General features: G+C 73.5%; 27 protein-coding genes. 8 read left to right on the forward strand and 19 right to left on the reverse strand.

Annotation, left to right across the window (positions count from 1 at the left end; translation table 11 throughout):
* Nucleotides 1-11 precede the first annotated feature (11 nt).
* The 14 genes from ACFQPD_RS10560 to ACFQPD_RS10625 all read right to left on the reverse strand — a co-directional run bounded on the left by ACFQPD_RS10560 (nucleotide 12) and on the right by ACFQPD_RS10625 (nucleotide 16,279).
* Nucleotides 12-1,670 carry an alpha/beta hydrolase gene (locus ACFQPD_RS10560; RefSeq protein ID WP_385900592.1) on the reverse strand — a complete coding sequence of 553 codons (1,659 nt, stop codon included), beginning with the start codon at nucleotides 1,668-1,670 and terminating at the stop codon, nucleotides 12-14.
* On the reverse strand, nucleotides 1,663-2,514 hold the full coding sequence (locus ACFQPD_RS10565; protein ID WP_385900593.1) for a stage 0 sporulation family protein: 852 nt from the start codon (nucleotides 2,512-2,514) through the stop codon (nucleotides 1,663-1,665). Before ACFQPD_RS10565 ends, ACFQPD_RS10560 begins: the two co-directional genes overlap by 8 nt.
* Nucleotides 2,515-2,592: 78 nt before the next feature.
* Nucleotides 2,593-3,717: a DoxX family membrane protein gene (locus ACFQPD_RS10570; protein WP_385900595.1), complete on the reverse strand. Its 1,125-nt coding sequence runs from the start codon at nucleotides 3,715-3,717 to the stop codon at nucleotides 2,593-2,595.
* A gap of 81 nt (nucleotides 3,718-3,798) precedes the next feature.
* Nucleotides 3,799-4,947: a DNA polymerase III subunit delta' gene (locus ACFQPD_RS10575; RefSeq protein WP_385900596.1), complete on the reverse strand. Its 1,149-nt coding sequence runs from the start codon at nucleotides 4,945-4,947 to the stop codon at nucleotides 3,799-3,801.
* A gap of 31 nt (nucleotides 4,948-4,978) precedes the next feature.
* Nucleotides 4,979-5,593: a dTMP kinase gene (gene tmk / locus ACFQPD_RS10580; RefSeq protein WP_385900598.1), complete on the reverse strand. Its 615-nt coding sequence runs from the start codon at nucleotides 5,591-5,593 to the stop codon at nucleotides 4,979-4,981.
* Nucleotides 5,590-6,972, reverse strand: coding sequence for a hypothetical protein (locus ACFQPD_RS10585; RefSeq protein WP_385900600.1), 1,383 nt, complete (start codon nucleotides 6,970-6,972; stop codon nucleotides 5,590-5,592). The genes tmk and ACFQPD_RS10585 overlap by 4 nt, the downstream gene beginning before the upstream one ends.
* Before the next feature lie 24 nt (nucleotides 6,973-6,996).
* Nucleotides 6,997-9,657: a type I DNA topoisomerase gene (gene topA / locus ACFQPD_RS10590; protein WP_385900601.1), complete on the reverse strand. Its 2,661-nt coding sequence runs from the start codon at nucleotides 9,655-9,657 to the stop codon at nucleotides 6,997-6,999.
* A gap of 86 nt (nucleotides 9,658-9,743) precedes the next feature.
* Nucleotides 9,744-11,213, reverse strand: a complete 1,470-nt coding sequence (locus ACFQPD_RS10595; protein WP_385900603.1) for a methyltransferase — start codon at nucleotides 11,211-11,213, stop codon at nucleotides 9,744-9,746.
* 40 nt (nucleotides 11,214-11,253) lie between these two features.
* Nucleotides 11,254-12,303, reverse strand: a complete 1,050-nt coding sequence (gene mgrA, locus ACFQPD_RS10600) for an L-glyceraldehyde 3-phosphate reductase (RefSeq protein ID WP_385900604.1) — start codon at nucleotides 12,301-12,303, stop codon at nucleotides 11,254-11,256.
* A gap of 46 nt (nucleotides 12,304-12,349) precedes the next feature.
* Nucleotides 12,350-12,709, reverse strand: a complete 360-nt coding sequence (locus tag ACFQPD_RS10605; protein ID WP_385900605.1) for a hypothetical protein — start codon at nucleotides 12,707-12,709, stop codon at nucleotides 12,350-12,352.
* Nucleotides 12,706-13,062, reverse strand: coding sequence for a TadE family type IV pilus minor pilin (locus tag ACFQPD_RS10610; RefSeq protein WP_141679976.1), 357 nt, complete (start codon nucleotides 13,060-13,062; stop codon nucleotides 12,706-12,708). The genes ACFQPD_RS10605 and ACFQPD_RS10610 overlap by 4 nt, the downstream gene beginning before the upstream one ends.
* A 10-nt stretch (nucleotides 13,063-13,072) precedes the next feature.
* Nucleotides 13,073-13,279: a DUF4244 domain-containing protein gene (locus tag ACFQPD_RS10615; protein WP_068749663.1), complete on the reverse strand. Its 207-nt coding sequence runs from the start codon at nucleotides 13,277-13,279 to the stop codon at nucleotides 13,073-13,075.
* A gap of 148 nt (nucleotides 13,280-13,427) precedes the next feature.
* Complete coding sequence (locus ACFQPD_RS10620; protein WP_385900607.1) at nucleotides 13,428-15,677, reverse strand: DEAD/DEAH box helicase; 2,250 nt, start codon at nucleotides 15,675-15,677, stop codon at nucleotides 13,428-13,430.
* Nucleotides 15,678-15,868: 191 nt separating this feature from the next.
* Complete coding sequence (locus tag ACFQPD_RS10625; protein WP_068749666.1) at nucleotides 15,869-16,279, reverse strand: hypothetical protein; 411 nt, start codon at nucleotides 16,277-16,279, stop codon at nucleotides 15,869-15,871.
* On the opposite strand from ACFQPD_RS10625, the gene ACFQPD_RS10630 reads away from it, so the two are divergent.
* Nucleotides 16,269-16,823, forward strand: a complete 555-nt coding sequence (locus ACFQPD_RS10630; protein ID WP_232087637.1) for a polysaccharide deacetylase family protein — start codon at nucleotides 16,269-16,271, stop codon at nucleotides 16,821-16,823. The two genes, ACFQPD_RS10625 and ACFQPD_RS10630, sit on opposite strands and share 11 nt — an antisense overlap.
* A 5-nt stretch (nucleotides 16,824-16,828) precedes the next feature.
* Here the strand turns inward: ACFQPD_RS10630 and ACFQPD_RS10635 are convergent, their stop codons facing one another.
* Genes ACFQPD_RS10635 through ssd form a run of 4 tightly spaced genes read right to left on the reverse strand, consistent with a single transcriptional unit; the run spans nucleotide 16,829 to nucleotide 20,328 of the window.
* A complete protein-coding gene (locus tag ACFQPD_RS10635; RefSeq protein WP_385900609.1) occupies nucleotides 16,829-17,416 on the reverse strand; it encodes a type II secretion system F family protein in 588 nt (195 codons plus the stop codon).
* A complete protein-coding gene (locus ACFQPD_RS10640) occupies nucleotides 17,413-18,195 on the reverse strand; it encodes a type II secretion system F family protein (RefSeq protein ID WP_068749670.1) in 783 nt (260 codons plus the stop codon). Before ACFQPD_RS10640 ends, ACFQPD_RS10635 begins: the two co-directional genes overlap by 4 nt.
* On the reverse strand, nucleotides 18,192-19,334 hold the full coding sequence (locus tag ACFQPD_RS10645) for a TadA family conjugal transfer-associated ATPase (RefSeq protein WP_068749672.1): 1,143 nt from the start codon (nucleotides 19,332-19,334) through the stop codon (nucleotides 18,192-18,194). The genes ACFQPD_RS10640 and ACFQPD_RS10645 overlap by 4 nt, the downstream gene beginning before the upstream one ends.
* Nucleotides 19,327-20,328, reverse strand: coding sequence for a septum site-determining protein Ssd (gene ssd, locus ACFQPD_RS10650; protein WP_176715165.1), 1,002 nt, complete (start codon nucleotides 20,326-20,328; stop codon nucleotides 19,327-19,329). The genes ACFQPD_RS10645 and ssd overlap by 8 nt, the downstream gene beginning before the upstream one ends.
* A gap of 123 nt (nucleotides 20,329-20,451) precedes the next feature.
* Between ssd and ACFQPD_RS10655 the strand changes: the two genes are divergently transcribed.
* The 7 genes from ACFQPD_RS10655 (at nucleotide 20,452) to ACFQPD_RS10685 (ending at nucleotide 24,371) form a co-directional block, all read left to right on the forward strand.
* Nucleotides 20,452-21,195 (forward strand): class I SAM-dependent methyltransferase, encoded by a 744-nt coding sequence (locus tag ACFQPD_RS10655; protein ID WP_061620511.1) that lies wholly within the window; start codon nucleotides 20,452-20,454, stop codon nucleotides 21,193-21,195.
* A gap of 74 nt (nucleotides 21,196-21,269) precedes the next feature.
* Nucleotides 21,270-21,764 (forward strand): phage holin family protein, encoded by a 495-nt coding sequence (locus tag ACFQPD_RS10660; RefSeq protein WP_068749676.1) that lies wholly within the window; start codon nucleotides 21,270-21,272, stop codon nucleotides 21,762-21,764.
* A 40-nt stretch (nucleotides 21,765-21,804) separates the two neighbouring features.
* Nucleotides 21,805-21,966: a hypothetical protein gene (locus tag ACFQPD_RS10665; protein WP_176715166.1), complete on the forward strand. Its 162-nt coding sequence runs from the start codon at nucleotides 21,805-21,807 to the stop codon at nucleotides 21,964-21,966.
* Complete coding sequence (locus tag ACFQPD_RS10670; RefSeq protein WP_068749681.1) at nucleotides 21,966-22,421, forward strand: RidA family protein; 456 nt, start codon at nucleotides 21,966-21,968, stop codon at nucleotides 22,419-22,421. Before ACFQPD_RS10665 ends, ACFQPD_RS10670 begins: the two co-directional genes overlap by 1 nt.
* Entirely contained in the window at nucleotides 22,421-23,101 is a 681-nt protein-coding gene (gene nth / locus ACFQPD_RS10675; protein WP_385900610.1) for an endonuclease III, read from the forward strand. Before ACFQPD_RS10670 ends, nth begins: the two co-directional genes overlap by 1 nt.
* 20 nt (nucleotides 23,102-23,121) lie before the next feature.
* On the forward strand, nucleotides 23,122-23,739 hold the full coding sequence (locus ACFQPD_RS10680) for a TlpA family protein disulfide reductase (protein WP_385900612.1): 618 nt from the start codon (nucleotides 23,122-23,124) through the stop codon (nucleotides 23,737-23,739).
* Nucleotides 23,736-24,371: an NUDIX hydrolase gene (locus tag ACFQPD_RS10685; protein ID WP_385900614.1), complete on the forward strand. Its 636-nt coding sequence runs from the start codon at nucleotides 23,736-23,738 to the stop codon at nucleotides 24,369-24,371. Before ACFQPD_RS10680 ends, ACFQPD_RS10685 begins: the two co-directional genes overlap by 4 nt.
* Before the next feature lie 51 nt (nucleotides 24,372-24,422).
* Here ACFQPD_RS10685 and ACFQPD_RS10690 read toward each other — a convergent pair whose 3' ends face one another.
* Complete coding sequence (locus ACFQPD_RS10690) at nucleotides 24,423-24,734, reverse strand: WhiB family transcriptional regulator (RefSeq protein WP_068749685.1); 312 nt, start codon at nucleotides 24,732-24,734, stop codon at nucleotides 24,423-24,425.
* Between the last annotated feature and the right edge of the window lie 91 nt (nucleotides 24,735-24,825).

Here is a 24,825-nt window from a genome sequence, read left to right on the forward strand (position 1 = left end):
GCGCCCGCGGCTCACCCGCAGGTGGTGCCGTCCTCGGGGACCTCTCCGTCGAAGAGGTAGCGGTCGACGGCCTCCGCGATGCACTCGTTGTCGCCGGTGACGGCGCCGTGTCCCGCGCCGTCCAGGGTGAGCAACACCCCGGACTCGAGCTGCTCCGCCATGGCCACGGCCTGCTCGTACGGAGTCGCGGAGTCGCCCGTGGTGCCCACCACGAGGATGGGTGGGGCGCCGGCCGCTGTGATGCGGATCTGGGGCGCGGGAGCGGCGGTCCACGTCTCGCAGGTGTAGCTCATGCCGAGATGCGGCGCCATGAGCGGCGCGTCGTCGAAGGTGTCGCGCCACTCGTCGGGGACGGCGTCCATGCCGCGGTCCGCGACGTCGGCGCACACCATGGCGGGGAAGGCGTAGGCGATGGTGTCGTACCCGCCCGGGCTGCGGCCGTTCATGAGGTCGGCGGCCTGCAGGAGCGCGCCCCCGTCGCCGCCCTGGCCCTGGGCGATCACCTCGGCGAGGGTGCGGTAGGCCTCCTCGTCCTCGTAGAGGAACAGCGCGATGCCGGCGGCCGCCAGCGTCTGCGTGAGCTCGCGGTCGCCGACGGGCAGGGGGCGGGCGTCGAGGCCGCTGAGGAACGCGCCGATGCCGTCGACGATGGCGTCGCGATCGTCGCCGAGGTCACACAGCTCGGACTCGGCGCACCACTGCGCGAAGTTGCCCAGGGCCCGCTCGAAGCCGGCCGACTGCGGTGGGGCCTCGTCGTCGCCGGTGATGTCGACGGCCGCGTCTAGCACGAGCCGGCCCACCGAGCCCGGGAAGAGCTCGGCGTACATGGCGCCGACGTAGGTGCCGTACGAGACGCCGACGTAGGTGAGCTTCTCCGCGCCGAGGAGGTGGCGCAGCAGGTCGAGGTCGCGGGCGACGTCGATGGTCGTGAGGTGGTCGAGGAGGTCCCCGGACGCGTCGCGGCAATCCTGGGCGAAATCGGCCGATCCGTCGCGCAGCGCCCGATCCTCGGCGGCGTCGTCGGGGCTGCCGTCGAGCGCCATGAAGTCGTCCGTCTCGGCCAGGCCGCCGCACACCACCCGGGTCGACTGCCCGGTGCCGCGGGGGTCCCACCCGACGGTGTCGTAGTTCTCCCAGCGTCCGGCGAGACGCTGCGCCATCTCCTGGCCTCCGAAGCCGGGGCCGCCGGGGTTGACGAACAGCGGGCCGCGCGACGAGTCGCCGCCGATGACGCGGCGGACGGCGATCTCGACGGCGTAACCGTCGGGATCGTCCCAGTCCAGGGGCGCGGTGACGGTGGCGCACTGGGCGCCGGAGCCGTCGTCGCACAGCGCCCAGTCGACGACCTGGGTCGCGTAGTCGGCGTGGCCGCCCAGCCCCTCGGCGAGGTCGACCTCGGGGGCCCCCTGCGGCTCGTAGGCGAGCTGGCGGTCGGCGTTGGCGCCGGGCTCGGCGGGGAACGTCTCGTGCTGGGCGACCGGGATCTCGGGCACCCCAGGCAGCCGCTCCCCGGACGGCACGGGCGACGGCGTCACCGGGCCGGGTGTGTTGGGCGACGCCGGCACGTCGCGGCTGCGCCCACCCACCATGCCGCCGAGGAAGAGGGTCGACACCAGCGCGAGGGCGATCATGGCGAGGACCGCCTGCGTGATCCGCACCCGCCTACTCATCCGCGACCTCTCCGGCACCCGCGAAGGCCGGCCGCCTCCGCGCCGTCGAACATACCGACTCCAGCGGGCATCGCACGACCTCACCACCGGGGTGGCGGACGCTCACGGAGCCCGCGGGCACGTGGTGCGCGGTCACGATCCCCTCCCGCCCGTCGACGTCGACCCGGTTCCCTACGGCGGGGGCGCGCATCACGAAGTCGACGTAGAGCGGGTGTTCGTAGGTCAGGCAGCACATCAGCCGCCCGCACGCCCCGGCGATCTGGAGCGGATTCGGCGGGAGACCCTGCACCCGCGCCAGGCGCATGGAGACCGGATCGATGTCGTCGAGGAACGTGGTGCAGCACAGCTCGCGGCCGCACATCCCGACGCCGCCGATGAGGCGGGCGGCGTCCCGGGCGCCGATCTGGCGCAGGTCGATCCGGGAGCCCAGCGCGCGGGCGAGGTCGCCCAGTAGCGTCCGGAAGTCGACCCGCCGCGGCGCGGTGTAGTAGACGGCGACGAGCCGGTCGAACTGGGTGGACTGGTCGACGTAGTCCACCGCCACGACCTTCATGGGCAGTCCGTGCCGGGCGATGATGTCGCGGGCCACCTCCGCGGCGTGCGCCCGCTGTGCGCGGTTCGTCTCGTCGCGCCGGAGGTCCTGCTCCGTGGCCGGGCCCGGGCACAGGGGCAGACCCTCGACGGGGCCCGCGACGTCGTCGGCGGCCCAGACGACCTGGGCCACCTCCACCCCGTCGGGCGTGGGGTACCGCACCCAGTCGCCGACTCGGTACGCGCGGTCGCCGGGGTCCAGGTAGTGCAGCTGGCCGTAACGCTCGAACGCGACCGCCATCACCCGTGCCATGGGCCCCAGCGTAGTCAGGCCGCCAACAGGCGAAAGCGGCGGGCCGGTGTCCCCGACCCGCCGCCCCCGTGCCTGAAATCAGACCCGCGCCTCGCGGGCGTTCTGCCGCGCCTTGGCGAAGGCGCCGTCGATGCCCCAGCGGCCCCCGCCCAGCGTGAGGAAGACGATGCCGACGGCGAGGAGCAGCAGGTCGAGATCCCCCAGGAAGCCCTCCATGCCGTCGACGAAGGGGCTGAACTGTCCCCAGCGGATGAACGCGAGCGAGCAGCCGGCGACGATCGCCAGCAGCACGCCGACGACGCGCACCGCGAGGCCGATCACCAGCAGCACCGCCATGGCGGCCAGCCCGAAGCCGACGCTCCAGGCCGCAGTCACGGGCTCGGGGATGAGCGTGCGGCCGATGAACTCGGCGGTGGCGTCGACGTCGCTGAGGATCTGGTAGCCCACCACGCCCAGGATGGACGCGGTCACGAGGCGCAGCACGAACAGCCCGAAGCTGCCGAAGTGGCCCACACCGCGCGGCCGGGCGGCGGGAGCCTCCCGGACCGCGTTGGCCTCTGAGGTCGCGACCAGGCCGAGCCGCTGCGCCCGCGCCTCGCGATCGGCGCGGAGCTGCTCGGCGAGCCGCTCCTCCTCCGCGAGTTCGTCGGCGAGCCGCTGGTGCTGCGCGCCGTCGATGACCTGCGTGCGCTCAGGATCGGTGTCGCCGCGGTACAGGCCGGCCATGGCGGCCGCGCCCGCGGCGGCCCCGGCGGCGAGGGGCACAGCGGCCGGGCCGACGCCCGCGCCCGTCTCCGGCGCCACAGGGGGCAGGTGGTGCTGCGTCGGTTCGTCGAGGGCCGTCTCGTCCCGCTCGTGAAGGGTCTCCTGCTCGCCGGCCTCGGCCTCCTGCGCCGCGGTCGTGTCTTCGGCCGTCTCCTGGAACTCGGGCGACGCCGGCTCCTCGTCCCACGCATCGGGCTCGCCGGCCGGATCCGTCGGTGCCGGCTCCGGGACCGGCGTCGCGGCGGCCGGCTCCTCGATCTGGTCCGCCGGCTCTTCGACTGGCTCCGGCTGCGCCGGCGCCGGGGGAACGGGCACGGTCTGCTCCGAGGCGTAGTCGTCCCACTCGGCCGGCTCCACGGGGACGCCGTAGTCGTCCTGCTCCGCGGTCCATTCGTCGTCGCGGGGCGTCCCCTGCTGGACCCAATCGTTGTTCGACATCAGTTCCCCTATCGGTGGGCGGACTTCCCTCTCATCTTGGCACCGGCGCCGCGCCGCCCCCGCCGGGACACGCCCGGCCCGTCAGGTCCGCGACGCCCGCGACACCGACAGCAGCATGGCTTCGACCGCAAGCAGCGGGGCGACGTTGCCCTCCAGGGCCGTGCGAGCCTCGAGGATCGCGTCGAGCGCGTGGACGGTCTGTTCCGGAGTGGAGTGCCGGGCCAGCGGCTCGATCTCGTCCGCGAGGTCGGCGTTGACCAGTTCCACGCCCGGCGCCGTCTGCACGGCCAGGACGTCGCGGTAGTAGGCCGTGAGTTCGGTGAGGACGCGGTCCAGGGCGTCCCGCTGCAGGCGCTTGGCGCGGGCCTTCTGCTGGTCCTCCAGGTCCCGCACCGCCGCCTGCGCCGATCGCGGCTTCGCGCCTCGGCCGCCCAGGCCCAGCGCCTCCTGCAGCGCAGCCATCTCCTTGGCGTCGAGCTCGGCGGTGGTCTGCGCGGCCTCCTCCGAGGCCGCCGCCACGAGGTTCTCGGCGGCGTCGAGGCAGGCCGTCATCGACGTGAGGCTGCCGGGCAGCGCCAGCACCTGGCGCCGCCGGATCCGCGCGTCCTCCGAGCGCACCAGCATGCGGGCGCGGCCGATGTGGCCCTGGGCCGCCCGGGCCGCGTGCGCGGCGAGCGCCGGCGAGGCGCCGTCGCGGGTGATGAGCAGCTGCGTCACGGCGTCGTCGCTGGGCGTCACCAGCTTCACCACGCGGCAGCGCGAGCGGATGGTGACGATGACGTCATCAGGGCTGGGGGCGCACAGTAGCCACACCGTGCGCGGGGACGGTTCCTCCAAGCCCTTGAGCAGTGCGTCGGCGCCGCGCTCCGTGATGCGGTCCGCGTCCTCGATCACGACGATCTGGTGGCGGCGCTTGACCGGCGACACCCCGGCCCGACCGACCAGCGAGCGCACCTCGTCGACGCCGATCGACAGCTGCTCGGTGCGCAGCAGGGTGACGTCGGGGTGCGCGCCGGACAGCGTCGTGCGGCAGTCCTCACACCTCCCGCACCCGCCGTCGGCGCACTGGAGCGCGGCGGCGAAGGCCTTGGCGGCGTTCGACCGGCCCGACCCGGGTGGTCCGACGAACAGCCAGGCGTGCGACATGGCATGCCGACGCCCTTCGACCGCCCGGCGCAGCGTCGCCACCGCACGGTCCTGTCCGACGAGCTCCGCCCACACCTGACCCATGCGGGACATCCTGCCACGCCGCGCCGACGGCTCAGCCGAGCAGGCGGGCCACCCGGTCCGCGATGGCCGCGGCCAGGTCGTCGCGGCCGGAGCGCGCCGGCAGCACGAGATAGCGGTCCGGCTCCGCCGCCGCGAGGTCCAGGAAGAAGCGCCGCGCGCGCCGGTGCAGCTCGATGCCCGCGCCCTCCAGGCGGTCCTTGTCCGCGATGGTCTCGACGGCGTCCGCCGGGTCGGCGTCCAAGAGAATGGTCAGGTCGGGGCGTCGGCCGGCGACGGCCCACCAGGCGATCCGGGCCACGTCGTCGATATCCAGCGCCCGCCCGGCGCCCTGGTAGGCGATCATCGAGTCCACGTAGCGGTCGCACACCACCACCTCGCCGCGCAGCAGCGCGGGCTCGATCACCTCGTGCACGTGCTGCGCCTTGTCGGCGGCGTACATCAGCGCCTCCGCGCGAGCATCGACGTGCCCCATGGCCGGGTCGAGCACCAGGCGGCGCAGCTCGGAGCCCACCGGAGTCCCCCCGGGCTGGCGGGTGACGAGGTGGGGCGCGCCCCGGCCCGTCAACCATGCGGCGAGCCGGGCCACCTGCGTCGTCTTGCCGACGCCGTCGCCACCCTCGAAGACGACGAACGCGCCGCCGCTCACTTCCGCGACCGCTTCTTCTTCGCCTTCGCCAGGAGCCTCCGCGCCTCGATGACACGCTCGGGCCAGCGCTCGATGAACGCCGCGCGGGCGGCGCCGACCTTGACGCGGCGACGTTCCACGTCGCGGCCCAACTGGAACGCCTGCTGCACGCTGACGCCGTCGAGCGCCGGCTCGCCGGCGAACGACCCCAACGAACAGCCGCGCAGATCGTGGGTCACGTCGCCCAGCCGGCGCAGGATGCGGCCCATGACCGCGGGGAACAGCGGGGCGGCCACCGCGGCGACCACCTCGAGCTGTTCGGCAGCCCGCAGCGCGCTCTGCCACTGCTCGTCCGACGAGTCCTCCGTGAGCGACCGGCACCGGTCCGCCAGGATCAGGGTGGCCTGCTCCGCGCGCTGGAACATGACCTCTGCGGCCGGCCGGTGCGCCAGATCTCCGAGCCGCGGGGCCCGGGCGGCTCCGGCCAGCGCGTCGATGATGGTCAGCAGCGGCGACTCCGCCTCGGCAGGGGTCGCGAACGGCAGACCCTTCAGGGCCGCCTCCGTCGCCTCACGCCACTCCGGCTCCAGCACCCACGACAACCCGCGCAGGTCCCGGCCCATCGACCACAGCTTGGCGTTGATGTCGCCGACGTCGTCGCTGGCCGCGGCGCGCCGGGCGAGCTCCGCCCGCACCAGTTCGTCGAGGTGCCGGGTGAAGATGGCGGCCACGAACTCCTCCAGGCTGGCGTCGGGACGGATCTCCCGGGGCCGGGGGAAACTGGTCAGGCCCGTCGCCGGCGCCCCCAGCCGCTGCTGGATGGTCGGGAACTCCTCCAGCACGGTGGCGTTGACCGACTGGGCGGCGCTGAGCAGGAAGTCGCGCTGCTGGCCCGTCAGGTGCGCGGTGGGGGTGATGGTGATCTCGCGATACCGGGCGGTGGTGATCCCGCTGCGGCGGATGGTGACCTTCTCGTCGCGGACCACGGCGGCCATCTCGCCGGCGGTGGTCCGCAGCACCCACTCGTCGCGCTCACAGCGCAGCGCGGCCAGCGCCCCCAGCACCCCGTGGCGCAGCAGCGGCCGGATCAGCCGGGCGAACTCGTCCGGCAGATCTCCCGAGGCGCCCACCGGTTCGGCCCGCTCGGCCGGCAGATGGGGGGTCCAATCGGGCGCCGCGAGATACCACTCGCCGAAGCCGTCGACCACGCGGTGCGCCAGGGTCACCCCGGCGCGGAGGAGCCGCGCATCGACGACGTCGAGGATCGTCACGTCCATGGCGTAACTCGCGGCGGGCCGGCGCAGGATGCGGGCGAGCCCGACCGCCTCCGACGTCAGCCGCGGGGGCTCCGCGCTGAAGGGGACCTCCAGGCGCAGTACCGCGCGACGCTTCTTGCCCATGGAGACACCCTAGTGCCCGCGCTGTCAGGACTTCTTCGCGGCGCGGGCCTTGGTCGTCGTGGTGCGCTTGGCGGCGGGACGCTTGGCGGCCGGCTTCTTGGCCGGCCCCTTGGCGCGCTTCTCGGCGATGAGCTCGAAGGCCCGCTCGGGCGTGAGGGCCTCGGGCGCGTCGTCCCGGCGCAGGGTGGCGTTGGTCTCGCCGTCGGTGACGTAGGGGCCGAACCGCCCGGACTTCAGCACCACCGGCTTACCGGAGACGGGATCGGCGCCGAACTCCTTCAGGGGCGCCGCGGCTGCGGCGCGACCTCGGGTCTTGGGCTGGGCGTAGATCTCCAGCGCCTCCTCCAGCGTGATCGTGAACAGCTGGTCCTCCGACGTCAGCGACCGGGAGTCGGTGCCGCGCTTGAGGTACGGACCGTAGCGCCCGTTCTGCGCGGTGATCTCTGCGCCGTCCGCGTCGGCGCCGAGCACCCTCGGCAGGCTCATCAGCTGCAGCGCCGTGGGCAGGTCGACGGAGTCCAGGGACATCGACGAGAACAGGGACGCCGTGCGGGGCTTGGCGGACTTCGGTGCGTCCTCGGGAAGCACCTCGGTGACGTAGGGGCCGTAGCGGCCGTTCTTCGCGACGACGAGATGCCCCGTGGCCTCGTCGACGCCGAGCTCGCGCTCCTCGGCGAGCGGACGGCTCAACAGCTCCTCGGCGACCTCGGCCGTCAGCGCGTCCGGCGGCAGGTCGTCGGGCACGTTGGCGCGGCGACCGTCGGCCGCCTCGACGTAGGTGCCGTAGCGGCCGACCCGCACGTCGATGCCGGAGTCGCCCAGCGGGAAGGTCGACAGCGCCCGGGCATCGATCTCGCCCAGCTCGGTGACGAGGGTCTCGAGACCGTGGTGCGAGCTGCCCTCGGGGCCCCGGTAGAACTCGGACAGCACCTTGAGCCGCTGGGCCTTGCCGGCGGCGATGTCGTCGAGCTGGTCCTCGAGCTGTGCGGTGAAGGCGTAGTCCACGAGCTCGGAGAAGTGCTCCTCCAGCAGCCTCGTGACGGCGAACGCGAGCCAGGTGGGCACCAGCGCGGAGCCCTTCTTGAAGACGTAGTCGCGCGCCGTGATCGTGCGGATGATCGACGCGTACGTCGAGGGGCGGCCGATCTCCAGCTCCTCCAGCTTCGCCACCAGGGACGGCTCGGTGTAGCGCGCCGGCGGCCGGGTCTCGTGGCCCGACGCGGCGACCGCCGCCACCTCAAGGGCCTGACCCTGCGCCAGGACGGGGAGCCGGGTCTGCTGGTCGTCCGACGCGGAGTCGTCGTCGACGCTGACCACGTACGCCTTGAGGAAGCCGGGGAAGGTGATGGTGCGGCCCGAGGCCACCAGCGCCGCCGTCGTCACGTCGGCGCCGCCGACCTGCGCGGTGTCGAACGCGGCGTCCACCCGGATGCTGAGGGACTCGCCCTTGGCGTCGGCCATCTGGGAGGCGAGCGTGCGGCGCCAGATCAGCTGGTACAGGCGGAAGGCGTCGCCGACCAGTCCCGTCTCGTCGGGGTGGCGGAAGGTGTCGCCCGCGGGGCGGATGGCCTCGTGCGCCTCCTGCGCGTTCTTCACCTTCGACGCGTACACGCGGGGCTGAGCGGGGAGGTACTTCTCGCCGAACAGCTCCTTCACCTGCCGGCGCGCCGCCTGGATGGCCTGGCCGGCGAGCGTCACCGAGTCGGTACGCATGTAGGTGATGAAGCCCTTCTCGTAGAGCTCCTGCGCCACGGACATCGTGCGCTGAGACGTGAAGCCCAGCTTGCGGCCGGCCTCCTGCTGCAGCGTCGTCGTCCGGAACGGCTCGTAGGGCTTGCGGGTGTACGGCTTGGCCTCGACCGAGCCGACGGTGAGGCGCGCGGAGCGCAGCGCCTCGGCGAGCCGGCCCGCGGAGGCTTCGTCGAGGATGAGCGCGTCCTGGCTGGTCAACTCGCCGGCCGCGTTGAAGTCGCGGCCCTGGGCGACCTTGGCGTCGCCGACCGTGGTGAGCCGCGCCGGGAAGGTCCGCGGGTCGGCGTCCGGACCGGCGTCCAGCGTGGTGTCGAGGTCCCAGTAGGCGGCGGGCACGAACGCGATGCGCTCACGCTCGCGGTCCACGACGAGCCGGGTGGCCACGGACTGCACCCGGCCGGCCGACAGCCGGGGCATGACCTTCTTCCACAACACCGGCGACACCTCGTAGCCGTAGAGGCGGTCCAGGATCCGGCGGGTCTCCTGCGCGTCGACCAGATCGACGTCCAGCTCGCGGGGGTTGGTGACGGCCTCGTCTATGGCGGACTTGGTGATCTCGTGGAACACCATCCGCTTGACGGGCACCTTGGGCTTGAGCTCCTCCATGAGGTGCCACGCGATGGCCTCGCCCTCGCGGTCACCATCGGTGGCGAGCAGGAGTTCGTCGACTCCCGCGAGCTTGGCCTTGAGATCCTTGATCGTTGACTTCTTGTCGGGTGATACCACATAGATGGCGCGGAAGTCGTGGTCGACGTCGACGCCGGTGCGGGCCCACTTCTCGCCCTTGTACTTGGCCGGCACCTCTGCGGCCGACGTGGGCAGGTCGCGGACGTGGCCACGGCTCGACTCGACGATGTAGTCCGAGCCGAGGTAACCGGCGATCTTGGTCGCCTTGGTCGGTGACTCGACGATCACGAGACGCTTGGATGCCATGGGTGTGGTCTGCCCTCCGGTCGGGAAACTCCTCGAACAATAGCTGAGGGTGTCAATGGCGCCGCCCCGCCCGGCCCCCGCGGGGGTCAGCGCCCGGGCAGCAGCAACTGGTCGAGCAGCGCGTCGCGCAGCGCCGGCACCACGGACGCGGCGAGCTCCGCGGCGTCCACCTCGAGGACCTGGGCCACCGCCGCGAGGACCTGCCCGACGGCCAGTTCGCCGTCGAGCGCGCCCAGGGTCGCGGCCAGGGCGGTGTCGGCCTTGAGCGCGCGGCGCAACCCCGTCCGCTGCCGGAAGACGATGTGCTCGGGGTCGTCGGCGCCCGGGCGGCCGATGGTCTCCTGGTCGACGTCGACGAGCCGGGGCCGCGACGCCAGGAGTTCGGCGGTGGGCATGGTCGCGGCGTCGACGGCGGCCGCGTGGCGATCGAAGACCTCGCCGACGGGCTGGGCGACGGCGTGTGGCCACGTCTCCAGGCGCAGGTGCGGCTCGGCGCGCCCCGCGGCGGTGACGAGGATCCAGCCCATCCCGACCCCCTGGACGCCCAGACGGTCGAAGTAGGCGAGCCACTCGTCGTAGGCGGGGCGCCAGCGCGGGGTACCGGCCAGGCCGGCGTCGGCGAGCCACATCTCGATGTAGGCGTAGACGTCGAGCCGCTCCCGCTCGACGACCCAGGCGTCACACCCTCGCGGCACCCACTCACGCAGCCGGTCCTCCCACGGCCCGTCGAGGATGGCCCAGTTCGTGAGCAACTGGAGGCTTCCACCGGGGCTGAGGTGGTCGGCAGAACCCCGCACCAGGGTTTCGACGAGGGAGTCGCCGACGAAGTTGGTCTCCCGATAGGTGAGTCGCTGCGAGTCCTCCCCCGGCGGGCTCATGACGAACGGCGGGTTGGACACGATGAGGTCGAAGCGCTCGCCGCGCACCGGCTCGTACAGCGAGCCCGCGCGCAGGTCGACGGCGACGTCGTTGATCCGCGCGGTGAGGGCCGCCAACTCGAGCGCCCGGGGATTGACGTCCGTGGCGACCACCGTCCGGGCGTGCCGGGCAAGGTGCAGGGACTGCACGCCGCACCCGGTGCCGAGGTCGAGGGCCCGCTCGACGGGGCGGCGCATCGTGATCTGCGCGAGCGTCGTCGACGCGGGCGACACACCGAGGACGTAGTCGGGCCGCGTCGGCGTCATGAGCGTGTCGAGCCCCGGTGTGGGGTCGGCCACGATCCATCCGCTGGCGCCGTCGTCGGCGGAGCCGTACGGCCGGATGTCGATCGCGGCGCTCACGTCCGCGCCGCGGTCGCGGAGGTACCCGGCCGCGGTGAGGGCCGCGACATCGATCACGCCGGTGAGGGCGGCCGTCGGCACGTCCTGCTGCAGGATGAAGAGCCGCACCAACAGCGCGAGAGCGTCGTCGGCCGGGCCCAGCGCCCTGTCGGCCGGGACCGTGGAGTTCCGCAGCAGGCCGTCCTGCCCTGCCTCCCCGATGCGGTCGAGGACCGCATCGACGGTGAAGCCGGCCGAGGTGAGAGCATCGCGGAGGGCGGCTGCGTCGAGGGGCATGCGCGTCATCCTACGAGGCCGGCATCCCGGCGCCGCTTCCTCAGCGCACCGAGTCGGTGGCGCCCTGCCAGATGTTGACGCCCTGCACGCCGGCGTGGCCGTCGATCCGTGCCAGTTCATCCGCGCTGAACTCGAGGTTGCCCAGGGCGCCGAGGTTGTCGTCGAGTTGGCGGACCGACGACGCTCCCAGGACGACCGACGTCACCGACGTGTCTCCCTGATCCCGCAGGGCCCAGGCGATGGCCATCTGCGCCAGGCTCTGGCCGCGGTCGGCCGCCATGTCGTTGAGGGCGCGCAGGTGTGCGATGTTCTCATCCGAGAGCATGTCCGCGTCCAGCGACTTGCCTTGGGCCGCTCGGGAGTCGGCCGGGACTCCGTGGAGGTAGCGGTCGGTCAGCATGCCCTGCGCCAGCGGCGAGAAGGCGATGACCCCCATGCCGGCGTCGCGGCACGCCTCCAACAGCGACGGCGACCCCTCCTCGATCCAGCGGTTCAGCGCCGAGTACGACGGCTGGTGGATGACCAGTGGCGTTCCCAGGCCGCTGGCGATCTCCTGCGCCCGCCGGGTCAGGTCGGCCGAGTAGGAGGAGATTCCGGCGTAGAGCGCCTTGCCGGACCGGACCGCCTGGTCCAGCGCGGCCATGGTCTCCTCGAGCGGCGTCTCGGGGTCCGGGCGGTGGTGGTAGAAGACGTCGACGTAGTCCAGCCGCATGCGCGCCAGGGAGTCGTCGAGCGAGCTCAGGAGGTACTTGCGCGAGCCGCCGAACCCGTACGGTCCCGGCCACATGTCCCAGCCCGCCTTGGTCGAAATGACGAGCTCGTGCCGGTAGCGCGCGAAGTCCTCGGTGTAGATGCGGCCGAAGTTGATCTCGCTGGATCCGTACGGCGGGCCGTAGTTGTTGGCGAGGTCGAAGTGGGTGACGCCGCGGTCGAAGGCCCGGCGCAGGATGTCGCGCTGGGTCTGCAGCGGCTTGTCGTCGCCGAAGTTGTGCCAGAGCCCCAGCGAGATCGCCGGCAGCTTCAGCCCGGACGAGCCGAGCCGGCGGTAGGGCATGGTCGAGTACCGGTCTTCAGCGGCGACGTAGGTCATGGACTTCACTCTAGCCACACCCGCGCGCCCGGGCCGGAGGTCGCGGTCAGGTGCCAGCCGTCGCGGTGCGCCGTGCCTCGCGGGGGCCGCCCGGGAAGGACGGGTCCAGGGCCACCAGGACCGAGATCTCGACGACGACGTGGCGACCCGACCCGCGCACGACGCAGCCGCTGACGGCCGCCCCGTTCCGGGTGCCGGAGGCGGCCGCCGCGGCGCACGGCGACTCGCCCTCCACGGCCGCGGCGACCGCGGCGAGCGCGGCCAGCTCCGCGGCCTGTTCCCCGTCTCGGATCAGCGCGAACCACTGGATGAGCACGCCAGCCGCAAGGAACACGGACACGACGGCGAGGCAGGCACCCGCGACGAGAACACTCGCCGCGGCACCCCGCTCGCCCCTCCTGCTCACGGTCCCACTCCGGGCTCGTAGGCCGCCCATGAGTCCGCGGAGACGGTGAACCTCCCCAGCAGCGGAACGGCGACGGGGACGACGACCGCCACCCGGACTCCGTCCGACTCCTGAGACACCTCGACGGCGGCGCCGTCGGGCACCCGCTCCCGCGCCAGCTCGACCGCGGCGTCGTCGCCCCGAGCGGTCTGTCTCGCGATCTGGGCGCTGGACTCACCCGCCGCGGCCTGCGCGACGCCCAGGAGGGAGAGCCCGGCGAGGCAGGCGGTGAGCAGCGCCGCTGTCAGCACCCCGATGGCCAACTCGACGGTGACCATCCCCCGCTGTGACCGGGCCCTCCGTCCCGACGTCATGCTCGCGGCCCTACCGCTGCCGTGCGACCTGGGTGAAGACGCTCAGCACCCAGTCGGTGAGGGTTTCCAGGAAGCTGTTGTCGTTGAAGACGCGCAGCAGGATGAGCGCGGCGGTGGCGGCGGCGAGCAGGCCGATGGCGTACTCGACGGTGGTGAGCCCTCGCTGCGCGAGGGCACGCGCCCGGGCGGCGCGGGTGGTGGTGGCGGGCAGATGCATGGTGGATCCTCTCGGGCCGGGGCCGGCTGCCGGTCAGCCGACTGCACCCGTGATGGCGGGGAAGGCCTCGCAGCTTTCACGCTCCGCCCACCCTGTGGACAGATCCGCACGGACAACACCGCGTCCTGTGGACGGCGGGATCCTCGGGTCACCCCAGGAGGAGGGTGAGCAGCTCCGTCGCGTCAGCCTTGTCCAGCACCTGGTTGGCGTTGCCGCACTTCGGCGAGACGACGCACGCCGGGCAACCGGTGTCGCATCGGCAGGAGCCGAGACGCTCCAGGGTGGCGGCGAGCCAGCGTTCGGCGACCTCGAACCCGCGCTGCGCGAATCCGGCCCCGCCCTCCATCCCGTCGTGCACGAAGATGGTGGCGAGACCCGTGTCGGGGTGCAGGGCCGTGCTCACACCGCCGATGTCCCACCGGTCGCACGGCGCGAAGGCCGGCAGCAGGCCGATGGCCGTGTGCTCCATGGCGTGCGCCGCGGCACCCATCTGGAGCGCGGTCCAGCCGAGGCGGCTCGCCACGTGGGCGGGCACCGTCCACCACACCGCCTGGGTGGTCAGGCGGCGGTTCGGCAGGTCCAGCGGGGTCGAGTCCCACACCTCGTGCGTGACCTCGTCGCGGCGCAGGTACGCCAGCACCCGCGAGTCCAGGCACACGTCGCCGCGCACGACCTCGGTGATGCCCACGGCCCGTCGCTCGGTCTCGCGCACGATCGCGATATCGAACGACGCCTGGGCCTGCGTGTAGTACCGCGGCCTGCTGGCCACCACCAGCGCCTGACGCTCCTCCCGGTCCAGGGTCTCGACCGTGAACGTCTCCCCCTGATGCAGGTACACCGCCCCCGGGTGCACCGTCCGGTCCGCGGCCGCGGCGTCGACCATCCCGACGACGCGCCCGGTGTCCCGTTCGATGATGTCGATGGGCCGCTCCCCCAGCGACCGCAGGTTGATGAAGTCGACCGCCCGGTCCGGGCGGGTCCAGTAGTAGCGCGCCCCCCTGTCCCGGAGCACGCCCTGCGCCGCGAGCGCCCGCGCCGCGGCCTGCATGGTGGGGCCGAACCACCGCTCATCCGCGGACGAGAGCGGCAGCTCCTGCGCTGCCGCGGCCAGGTGCGGGCCCAGGACCCGGGGATTGTCCGGGTGCAGGACCGCACGATCGACGGGGGCGTCGAAGACGAGCTCAGGATGGTCGAGCAGATACGTGTCGAGGGGATCCTCGCGCGCCAGGAGCAGCACCATTGCGTCCTGCCCGCGGCGTCCGGCGCGCCCGGCCTGCTGCCAGAACGACGACAGCCTCCCCGGGAAGCCCGAGACGAGCACGGCGTCCATGCCGGCGACGTCGACCCCGAGTTCGAGGGCGTTCGTGCTGGCCAGGCCACGCAGCCGTCCGCTGTGCAGCCCGGCTTCGAGGGCGCGGCGATCGTCGGCGAGGTAGCCGCCGCGGTAGCTCGCGATGCGGGTGGGCTCGGTGGCGAGCTCCTGGGCCGCCAGCGACACCAGTTCCGCTCCCTGCCGCGAGGGGACGAACGCGATGGTCTGGGCTCCGGCGTCGGTCAGGCGGGCCAGGAGTTCCGCGGTGTCACTCCGCAGGGACGACGACGGCCGCCAGAGCGCCACCGTGCGCCGGCCGTGGGGCGAGGCGTCCGTGTCCACGACGGCGACGTCGTCCACGCCGGCCAGCGCCGAGGCGAACTCGCCGGCATTGGGCGCGGTGGCCGACGACATGGCGACCACCGGCTCGGCGCCGTACTGGGCCGCGAGCCGCCGCAACCGTCTGAGCACCTGCGCGACGTGGGCGCCGAAGACCCCCTGGTAGCGGTGTGCCTCATCCACGACGATGTAGCGCAGGGAGCCGAGGAACGAGGCCCAGCGCTGGTGGGCCGGCAGCACCGAGAAGTGCAGCATGTCCGGATTGGTGAGGACCAGGTCCGCATGGTCGCGCGCGAAGCGGCGTTCCGCGGCGTCCGAGTCGCCGTCCAGGGTCCCCACCCGCCACTTCTCGGGTCCGAGCGCCTGGGCCGCCCTGGCCTGGTCGTGCGCCAGCGCCTTGGTGGGGGCCAGGTACAGGGCGGTGTGCCGGGCCGCGGTCAGGCGGGCGCGGGTGGAGGTGACCGGCACCCCCAGCCTGCCCTCCGCCGTGGCCGCGATGATGGGAAGGAGGTAGCCAAGTGACTTGCCTGACCCGGTGGGGGTGCAGATGATCGCGTGGCGGCCGTGGAACAGCCGCTCGGCGAACTCCCGCTGATGCCGCCAGGGCGCAGGGATCCCGGCGGCCTCCAGGCGCGCGACGGCGCGGGCGGACAGCCAGTCGGGCCACGCGTCCGGTGCGCCGACGGCGGACTCGCGCACCGAAACGGCGGCCACTTCCTCTCGGCTCAGCAGACCCTCGTATCGCACCTCACCACTGTGCCAGGCAGCACCGACAGGCGTAGAATCGAGGGTGTCGAGGAGGATGCGGTGCACCGGTCAACGGGCGCGGGTAATCCCCGCCGCCGGGCGTGGAGCGCGGTGGCGGCCGGGGCGCTGACGGCCGCCCTGATGCTCGCAGCCTGTGGGACGCCCGCCACCCGACCAGGTTCCGACGGCAGCTACAGCCCCGCTCCGACCCGGACGTCAAGCGCACCGGAGTCACCGGCCAGCCCCACGCCGACGTGTCCGCCGTCCTCGGCCGCGCCGTCGCCGTCATGCCCGTCCCCCACCCCGACCTCCTCGTGGGCCCCCACCCCATCCAACACGCCGCCCACCCCTGCCACCAGCAGCGCGGCGACGACGGCCGCGCCCAGCACGACGCGCCCGGCCTCGTCTCCCCCGGCTTCCACCTCGACGCAGGCCCCGGCGACATCCGCCCCCGCCACCCAGACCAGCAGCGCGCCGGCCGTGCCCTGGGCCGGCCTCGTGGCCGAGTGGGCGGGGCTCGATATCGAGACCTTCGACACGTCGCGCCGGGTCGTCGCGCTGACCTTCGACGGCGGCGCCTCGGCCGATGCGGTGTCGAGCATCCTGCGGACCCTCCAGGCGCAGGGTGTGCCCGCGACCTTCTTCGTGACCGGCCAGTTCGCCCGCGCCTACCCCAGCCAGACGCGGGCGATGGCGGCCGCCGGTCATCCGGTGGGCAACCACAGCGACACGCATCCGTACTTCACGCAGATCCCGGACGTTGAGATCCGCGCGCAACTGGCGGCGGCGGAGCGGTCCATCTCGGCGCTGACCGGCGCGACCACGCACCCGCTCTTCCGGTTCCCCTACGGCGACGTCTCGCCCTATGACATCGGGGTCGTCAACCGGGCCGGCTACATCCCGATCCGCTGGACCGTGGACACGCTGGGGTGGAAGGGGACCGACGACGGCATCACCACCGACATCGTCCGGCAGCGGATCCTGGACCGGCTGCGGCCCGGCGCCGTCGTGCTCATGCATGTCGGTGCCCATCCCGAGGACGGGTCGACGCTGGATGCCGATGCGCTTCCGGGCATCATTCAGGACCTGCGTGAGCGCGGCTACGGCTTCACGACGGTGCCGGATCTGCTCGACGACGGTCGGTGAGGGCGTCACCCGAGCAGGTCCGTGACGAGCCCGGCCACGATGGGCACCACCCCGACCAGAACGAAGGACGGCAGGAAGCACACCATGAGCGGCAGCGCCGAGCGCACACCCACCGTTCGGGCGCGGCGCATGGCGGCGTCGGCGCCGTCCTGGCGGGCGTCCTCCGCGTGGGCCCGGAGCAGCCCCGCGGCCGATGTCCCCCAACGCTCGGCTCCGGCGATGTCCGCGGCCACCCGCCCCCACACCGGATGAGACCGCACTCCGGTCCACGCCTCGCTGGTCGCATGGCCCGCTGCTGACCTGGCGGCCACCGCCGCCAGGACCCCGGCCGTGGCCGCGGGGCTGATGTCGGCAACGACGCGCACGGCGCGGCTCAGGGGCAGACCCACCTCGAGGCAGGCGGCCAGGAAGTCCAGCGCGGCCGGCAACTCGGCGAGCTGGGCGCGGTGGACCGCCCGCGGAGCGCGGGGGCGGCTCAGTATCCGGATCCTGAACGGCGGGTGCTGCCGCCGCCGCAGCCGCGCGCTATGCGCTGGCGCGAGCAGCCACGCGCCCACCGCCGCCAGCACCGCAGCCGGCACGAGCGTGCTCACCGCACCCCCCTCCCTGCGAGGCGGTCGACCCACAGGACGCCGCCCGCGGCCAGGACGGCGCCGCCCAAGACAAGCCACTGCCCCCACGGTCGGCCGATCAGGATGTCCATCGTGTCCACCCCGGACATGGCGCCCAGGAGCAGCGCGGCGATCGGCAGGGCTCCCATGATGCGGCCGGTGGTTCGGGCGGCCGCCAGCTCGGTTTCGACGACCGCAGCCACCCGCCGGCGGCCACGTAGGTCCTCCGCGACCCTGCCCAGGACCTCGGCGACGGGGGCGCCGGTCTGCTCGCTCAGCCGCCACGCGGCGGCCACCATTGTGAGGCCCTCATACCCGGGGGCGTCGGAGCTGCGGGAGAGTTGCCCGGCGACGTCGGTGCCGAGCCGCGCAGCCGCCGCGGCCGGCCGGAGCAGCGGGAACTCCTCCGCCGCGTTGCCCAGCGCAGCCGCGGGAAGTTGTCCGGCCCTCAGCAGCCCTGCCAGCGCCCTGGTCGCCGCGGCGCAGTCGGCGGCTCCCGCCTCCTGCGCGCGGCGCCGGCGCCCGGCGGCGCCGAGGTGAAGGACGGTGCCCGCGATCACTCCCACGGTGAGCAGCCATCCGGCCCACCGGGGAGCCACCAGCAGGGCTGCGGCGGCAGCGCCCACGGCGGCGATCGCGACCATCCGCGACCGGACGGGGAGGGCGGCCCGGCGCGCTGCCCGCGCACCGGCCGCAACGCGCCGCTCCGGGCCGATCGCCACCGCCGCGGCCAGGGCCGCGAGCGCCGCGGCGGCGATCATGACCCCACCAGCTCCAGCAACGCGGGGCCCTCCGGGCCGAGTGCCATCCCACCGGGACCAAGCGTGACGGCGGGCGCCACCACCACGAGACCGTCGGACGCGCGCCGTACCAGTCCGATCTGTTCGACGCGCCGTGCGCCGCCGGCCGCTCTGCGGACGTGGATCACCACGCGCAGCGCCGCCGCGACCTGCGCGTGGCACGCCTCGCGGCCGAGCCCACCCAGCGCCGCGAGCGCCTCGAGCCGCGCCGGCACGTCCGCGACCGAGTTGGCGTGCAACGTGCCGCAGCCTCCCTCGTGGCCCGTGTTGAGCGCGGTGAGTAGGTCCGTGAGTTCGGCGCCCCGCACTTCGCCGACCACCAGCCGGTCGGGGCGCATCCGCAGGGCCTGCCGCACCAGCATGGTCAGCGGGATGGCGCCTGCCCCCTCGGCGTTGGCCGGGCGCCCTTCCAGCCTGACGCAGTGCGGGTGGTCGGGCACCAGTTCCCGTGCGTCCTCGACCAGGACCAGCCGCTCGGATGCCGGGACCTCGGCCAGCATGGCCCCGAGCAGCGTGGTCTTGCCCGACCCCGTGCCTCCGGTGACGAGGAACGGCACCCGCCCGGCGACGATGGACCGCAGCAACCTGCTCCCCTCGGGCGGCATCGCCCCCCACGCCTGGAGCTCGTCCAGGCCGACGCTGCGCGCGGCCGGGACCCGCAGCGAGATGGCGGTGCCGGGCGAGGCGACCGGAGCCAGCACGGCGTGCAGCCGGACGCCGCTGGGCAGCCGACCGTCGACGAAGGGCGAGGCATCGTCGAGTCGCCGCCCCGCCTGCGCCGCGAGCCTCACGGCGAGCCTGCGCACCTGGTCGTCGTCCAGGAACTCGACGTCGGTGCGCTCCATGCCCATGCCCCGATCCACGTAGACGTCTCTCGGGCCGTTGACCACGACGTCGGTCACGCCCGGGCGGCGCAACAGGTCGTCCAGCGGGCCGGCCCCGGCGCTCCACACCCTCAGCCGAGTGAGGGTGTCCGCGACGGTGGTGTCGGTGACGATGGCGCCGAGGGACCGCAGGGCCGCTGCGACGTCGGCCGGGGTGTAGGGCCGCCCCAGCTCGGCCAATCGTCCTTGCAGCGTGCTGAGGTCCGGCTCAGTCACCGCACAGCTCCCGGGCGAGCGCGCGCACCTGACGGGTGAAGCGGCGGGCCGGGCCGTCGGCCGGCGGAAGCCCCAGCTCCGCGAGTCGCGGCACGGCCCTGTCGTCGTCGACGGTGCAGACGACGGGCATCCCGAGCGCGCGGCCCACCACGGCTGCCGGCAGGCTCCGGCCCCGTCCGCGGCGGATGACCAGCTCGCTCGGCGCAACTGCGCCCGCCTCCACCCGCATGCGGGCCGCGGCCACCGAGCGGACGTCGGCTCCGACCACCAGGAGTGTGCGGTCCGGCGCCAGGAGGGGTGGCGCCGGACCGTCCACCACCACCAGCGCGTGCTGTCTGCGCAGCGCCCCGACGACGGCGGTCACCGCCTCCGGCGTGGGGGTCCGCGGCCCCTCGCGGTCCTGCGTGACGACCGGAACGCCACCCATCGATGGCAGGCCGGCCGCCAGGTCCCCCAGCTCGCCGCGCGCCGCCGCCAGCTGCGACCATCTGGCGCCCTCCGCCGACTCGATGCCCATCAGCAGATCCAGCCCGCCGCTCGACGGCGCCAGGTCGACCACGGCGGCCGCCGTACCCCGGGGTGCCGTCATCGCGATCCCGACGGCGAGCGTGCTGACGCCCAGCCCACCCGAGGCACCGACGAGGGAGATCAGGCGACCGTTCGGCACGCCCATGGACCGGACCCCGGCCAGGGCCTCCGCGAGCCGTCCCCCGCCGTCGGGCAGCGGCAGTACGGGCAGCCCCAGGTCCGCCGAGCAGCGGGCCAGCTCGGCCGCGTCGGCGCCCACCAGGAAGGCACGGCCCGGGGGCACGGATGTCCAGCGGGCCGCCACCTCCGTGGCGACGAGCCGCAGCGCCGCGCCTGCCCACCGTTGCCTGGACTCGTCCGCGTCCCTCGCGTGCCGGAGTTCGACCTGCTGCGCGGCGGCGATGACCTCGACCGCCTCGACGACGACGGGGTCCCGGGCGCAGAGCAGCGCGTGCGTGTCAGTCATGCCCCCGTAGTGGGCGGTGCGGGCGACGATCTTCCACGCGGATGCCGACCTGTGGACAACCGGCCGGTCCACCGGCGCCCGAACCCCGGCTACCCTGGTGGCGTCCAGACCAGGAAGGAACCGATGAGCCGCACCGCCTTTCCCACCGACGCCCTCGACTGGCTGACGGTGTGGCACGGTGTGCGCGGCCTGGCCGTCGACGCCGAGCCCCATCTCGCCCGTCGGCTCACGGACGCCGGGCACGCCCTGTTCGCCCTGAGCGACGACGTGGACCGCGTCCCGCGGCTGTCCGGCATCCGCAACGTCACCCCCGTCGTCGGCCGGCCCGAGGCTCTTCCCATGGACCCTTTCGCGGTCGAGGTCGTGCTGGCGCACCAGTGCCTGCACCGTTTCGATCTCGAGCAGGCGCTGCCGCAGTTCGCGCGCGTGCTCAGGCCGGGCGGGTGCCTGAGCGCGTCCTATCTCATCCGCGACGACTCGGTCCCATGGGTGCGCCGGCTCGCCGCGCTCCTGCGCCGCTTCGATCCCATGGCGATGAAGGGCGATTACGGGCACGAGGCCCTCGCGGCCCTGGACGAGAGCCGCTACTTCCCGGAGGTGGAACGCCGGGCGTTCCGCGTGTGGCGCAGCGTGAGCCGCGACGACCTGCAGAACCTCGTCCGGGCGCAGCCCCTGGCCAGCCACCTCGACGAGGCGCAACTGAGCCAACTCCTCGACCAAGTGGCGGACCTCTACGACGGCGCTGTGCGCCCGGGCGAGAGCCTGCGTCTGCCGTTCCAGCTGCTGTGTTGGCGCGCGTGGGTGTCCCACGAGGAGTTGACCTCGCCCGTCCGGCTGCCCGACAGCGGCCTGGCCATCCCCCTGTGACGGGGCCAGGAGTGGGTCGCACGCCCACCGGCGCGCCCGAGGGCACTAGGCTGACCAGTGCCGAAAGGAGCACCATGCCCAGTGAGCCCAGCCATCCCCTGGTCGACATCAAGGATGCCGTCTCCGACTTCGTCGCCCGCGAATCGGAACTCGCAGCGGCCGAGCTGAAGCCCGCGGCGAAGGCCGCCGGCATCGGCGCAGGCCTGTTCGCCGGCGCGGCCGTGTTCGCCTTCCACGCCATCTGGATGCTCGTCATCCTCATCGCGCTGGCCGTCGGCCTGCTGCTGTACGCCGTGACCCCGCTGGGCCCCTGGGGGTCCTTCACGCTCGGGTTCCTCATCAGCATGCTGGTGTCCGTCGCCGCGGCGCTGGTGCTGGCGGTGCTCGGCCGGAACCGGTTCCGCCGGGTGAAGAAGCCCGACGCCACCATCGCCGAGGCGAAGGCCACCCTCGACGCCGTCGTGGCCGCGGTGACCGCCCGGAAGCCGGGGGCCGACGTGACGATCCGGCCGCAGGATCTGCCGCGCTTCCGCGACGCCGACGTCAGCGGACCCACGGCGCGCCCGTGAGGCTGGCCGTTCGACGGTGCCACCTGGCAGGCTTGGCCCCATGACCAAGTGGGAATACTTCGTCGCCCCGATCCTCTCGCACGTGGCGCAGCAACTGCTCAACAACTTCGGCTCGGAGGGCTGGGAACTGATCCAGCTCGCTCCCGGCCCCAACCCCGACACCCTCGTCGGCTACTTCAAGCGGCCGATCCAGGGCGCCTGATGCTCCCCTCCGAGCGCCTGGCCGGCCTCGGCCTCGCGCTGCCGCCGGTCGCCGCGCCCGTGGCCGCCTACATCCCGGCGACCCGCGTCGGCGGTCAGGTGTGGACCTCGGGACAGCTGCCGTCCGTCGCGGGACGCCTCGTGGCGACCGGCAAGGTCGGCGGCGCGGTGTCACCTGAGGAGGCGGCCGACGCCGCGAGGGTCGCGGTGCTCAACGCGCTGGCGGCCGCGGCGGACGTGGCCGGCGGCCTCGACCGGATCACCAGGATCGTCAAGCTCGTCGTGTTCGTGGCCAGCGAGCCGGGATTCACCGGCCAGCCGGCGGTCGCCAACGGCGCCTCGACCCTCGTGGGCGAGGTGTTCGGCGACCAGGGCGCGCATGCCCGGTCCGCCGTCGGGGTCTCGGTGCTGCCGCTCGACGCGCCCGTCGAGATCGAGTTGGTCGTCGAGGTCTGATGGCTGCCCCGGGTGACCCGGCGGCCATCCACGCCGCGCTGCGGGCGGCCTACCCGGACGCACGATGCGAGCTGGACTTCCGCTCCCCGCTCGAGCTGCTCGTCGCCACCGTCCTGTCGGCCCAGTCCACGGACCGGCGTGTCAACGCCGTCACCCCCGCGCTCTTCACGCGGTTCCCGACGGCGGAGGCACTGGCCGGCGCGCCGCTGGAGGAGATCGAAGAGCTCATCCGTCCCGTGGGATTCTTCCGGAGCAAGGCCGCCGCCCTGACCGGCCTGGCCCGGCGCATCGTCGACGACTTCGACGGCCGGGTGCCGGACACGCTGGAGGACCTTGTCACGCTGCCAGGCGTCGGCAGGAAGACGGCCAACGTCGTGCTCGGCAACGCGTTCGGCGTCCCGGGAGTCACTCCGGACACGCACCTGATCCGCCTGGCCAACCGCTTCGGCTGGGTGGCGAGCACCAAGCCGGACGCCGTGGAGCAGGCGGTCGGGGCGCTGTTCGCGCCCGATGAATGGGTGATGCTGTGCCACCGGGTCATCTGGCACGGCCGACGGTGCTGCCACGCGCGGCGGCCGGCGTGCGGAGCCTGCCCGGTCCGGGATCTGTGCCCGAGCCGCGACATCGGGGAGCAGGATCCGGTGCTGGCCGCCGGTCTGATCCGTGAGCCGCGCGCTTAGCGCAGGTACGCTCGGAGGCGATGAGACTCCCCCACGCACTCGCCGTCGCCCTGGCCGTCGTCGCCCTTGCCGCCTGTTCGCCCGCGGCCTCAGGCCCGTCGGCAGACTCGGTCGCGCCGGCGGAGACGGCCGCCACGGCCCCGGCGGACCTCGCCGCGTTGCGGGAGCAGTTCGGGCTGCCGGACTGCCCGGCCACCGACGCGGCGGCGGCTCCGGTCGCCGGCGGCCTGCCCCAGACCGCCCTGCCGTGCCTCGGCGGGGACACTACCGTCAACCTCGCCGGGCTGCCCCGCACGCCGACGATCATCAACCTGTGGGCCCAATGGTGCGGGCCGTGTCGCGAGGAGGCGCCGTTCCTGCGGGAGGGGCTGGCTGAGCTGGACGGCGTGAGCTTCGTCGGCGTCAACTACAACGACCCCAAGCCGGACTGGGCGGTGGAGTTCGCGGGGCTCGTGGGCTGGGTCTATCCCCACGTCATGGACCAGGACAAGACACTGCAGGTGCCCCTGCGGGTCCCCGGGCTGCCCACGACCTACTTCGTCGACGCCGACGGGCGGATCACGGGAGTGCACGCCGGCCCGCTGGAGTCGACCGAGCAGCTGCGCGAGCTGGCCACCACCTACCTGGACGTCCCGTGAGGCATCCAGCGGTCTTCCAGGAGCTGTGCCGGGCCCTCGACGCGAAGCCGGTCGTCCGGCACATCGGGCTGGACCGCAGCCCGCGCGGGGAACGCTCGGCGGCGGTGCTGATGCTGTTCACCGACGAGCCCGACCCCGCCCTCACGTTCGTCACCCGGGCGGAGACCATGCGCCGCCACGCGGGACAGATCGCCTTGCCCGGTGGTGCGGTCGATCCCACCGACCGCGACCTCGCGCACACAGCCCTGCGGGAGGCCGACGAAGAGGTGGGCCTGGCCGCGGAGCACGTGACGATCCTCGGCCATCTGCCCCCGCTGTGGGTCCCGGCGTCGCGCTACGACGTCACCACGGTCGTCGCGGTCTGGCCCGGCGGACACCCCCTGTACGCGCGGGACCCGCGCGAGACGGGAGCCGTCCACGCCTTCCGGATCTCGCAGCTCGTCTCACCGGCGACGCGCGCGCTGGGGCGGCACCCCGGTGGATTCGAGGGGCCGGCCTTCGTGCTGGGCGATCAGTTCATCTGGGGGCTCACCGCGCACCTGGTGGACTGGACCCTCGACCTGGGCGGCTGGGCCGTGCCGTGGGACCGCGGCCGAGTCGAGCCGATACCGGAGCGCTACCTCCGGGACTAGGGACGACGAACGGCGCGCAGCCCGGCCGCGCGCCGTCGTCGTCAGGAAGATCTAGTGCCGTCGGGACGGCAGCACCGAGATGGGTGCATCCGCCGTGTCGTGGTGGCTGACCAGGACGTCGTGCCACGAGGTGATGTCCGGCCTGGCGCGCAGGAGCGCCCTGCGCTCACGCTCCGTCATTCCGCCCCAGACGCCCCACTCGATGCGGTTGTCCAGGGCCTCTGCCAGGCATTCGGACCGCACGGGACAGCCGACGCATACCGACCTCGCCCGCTTCTGGTCCTTGCCTTCCGGAAACAGAGCGTCCGCCATGTCGCGGCACTTGGCGTGCAGCGTCCATTCGCTAGCTTCGGCGAGTGACATATCTCCTGCCCTCCCTTGCGCAGTTGCTGTCGATGACTCTGACGCTAGCGCATTGTGGGCGCATCGCAACAGGGGCAATCTCTCGCTGACT

Origin of the sequence: Tessaracoccus sp. O5.2 (assembly GCF_964266725.1) — a bacterium.
Taxonomy (GTDB): domain Bacteria; phylum Actinomycetota; class Actinomycetes; order Propionibacteriales; family Propionibacteriaceae; genus Arachnia; species Arachnia lapidicapta.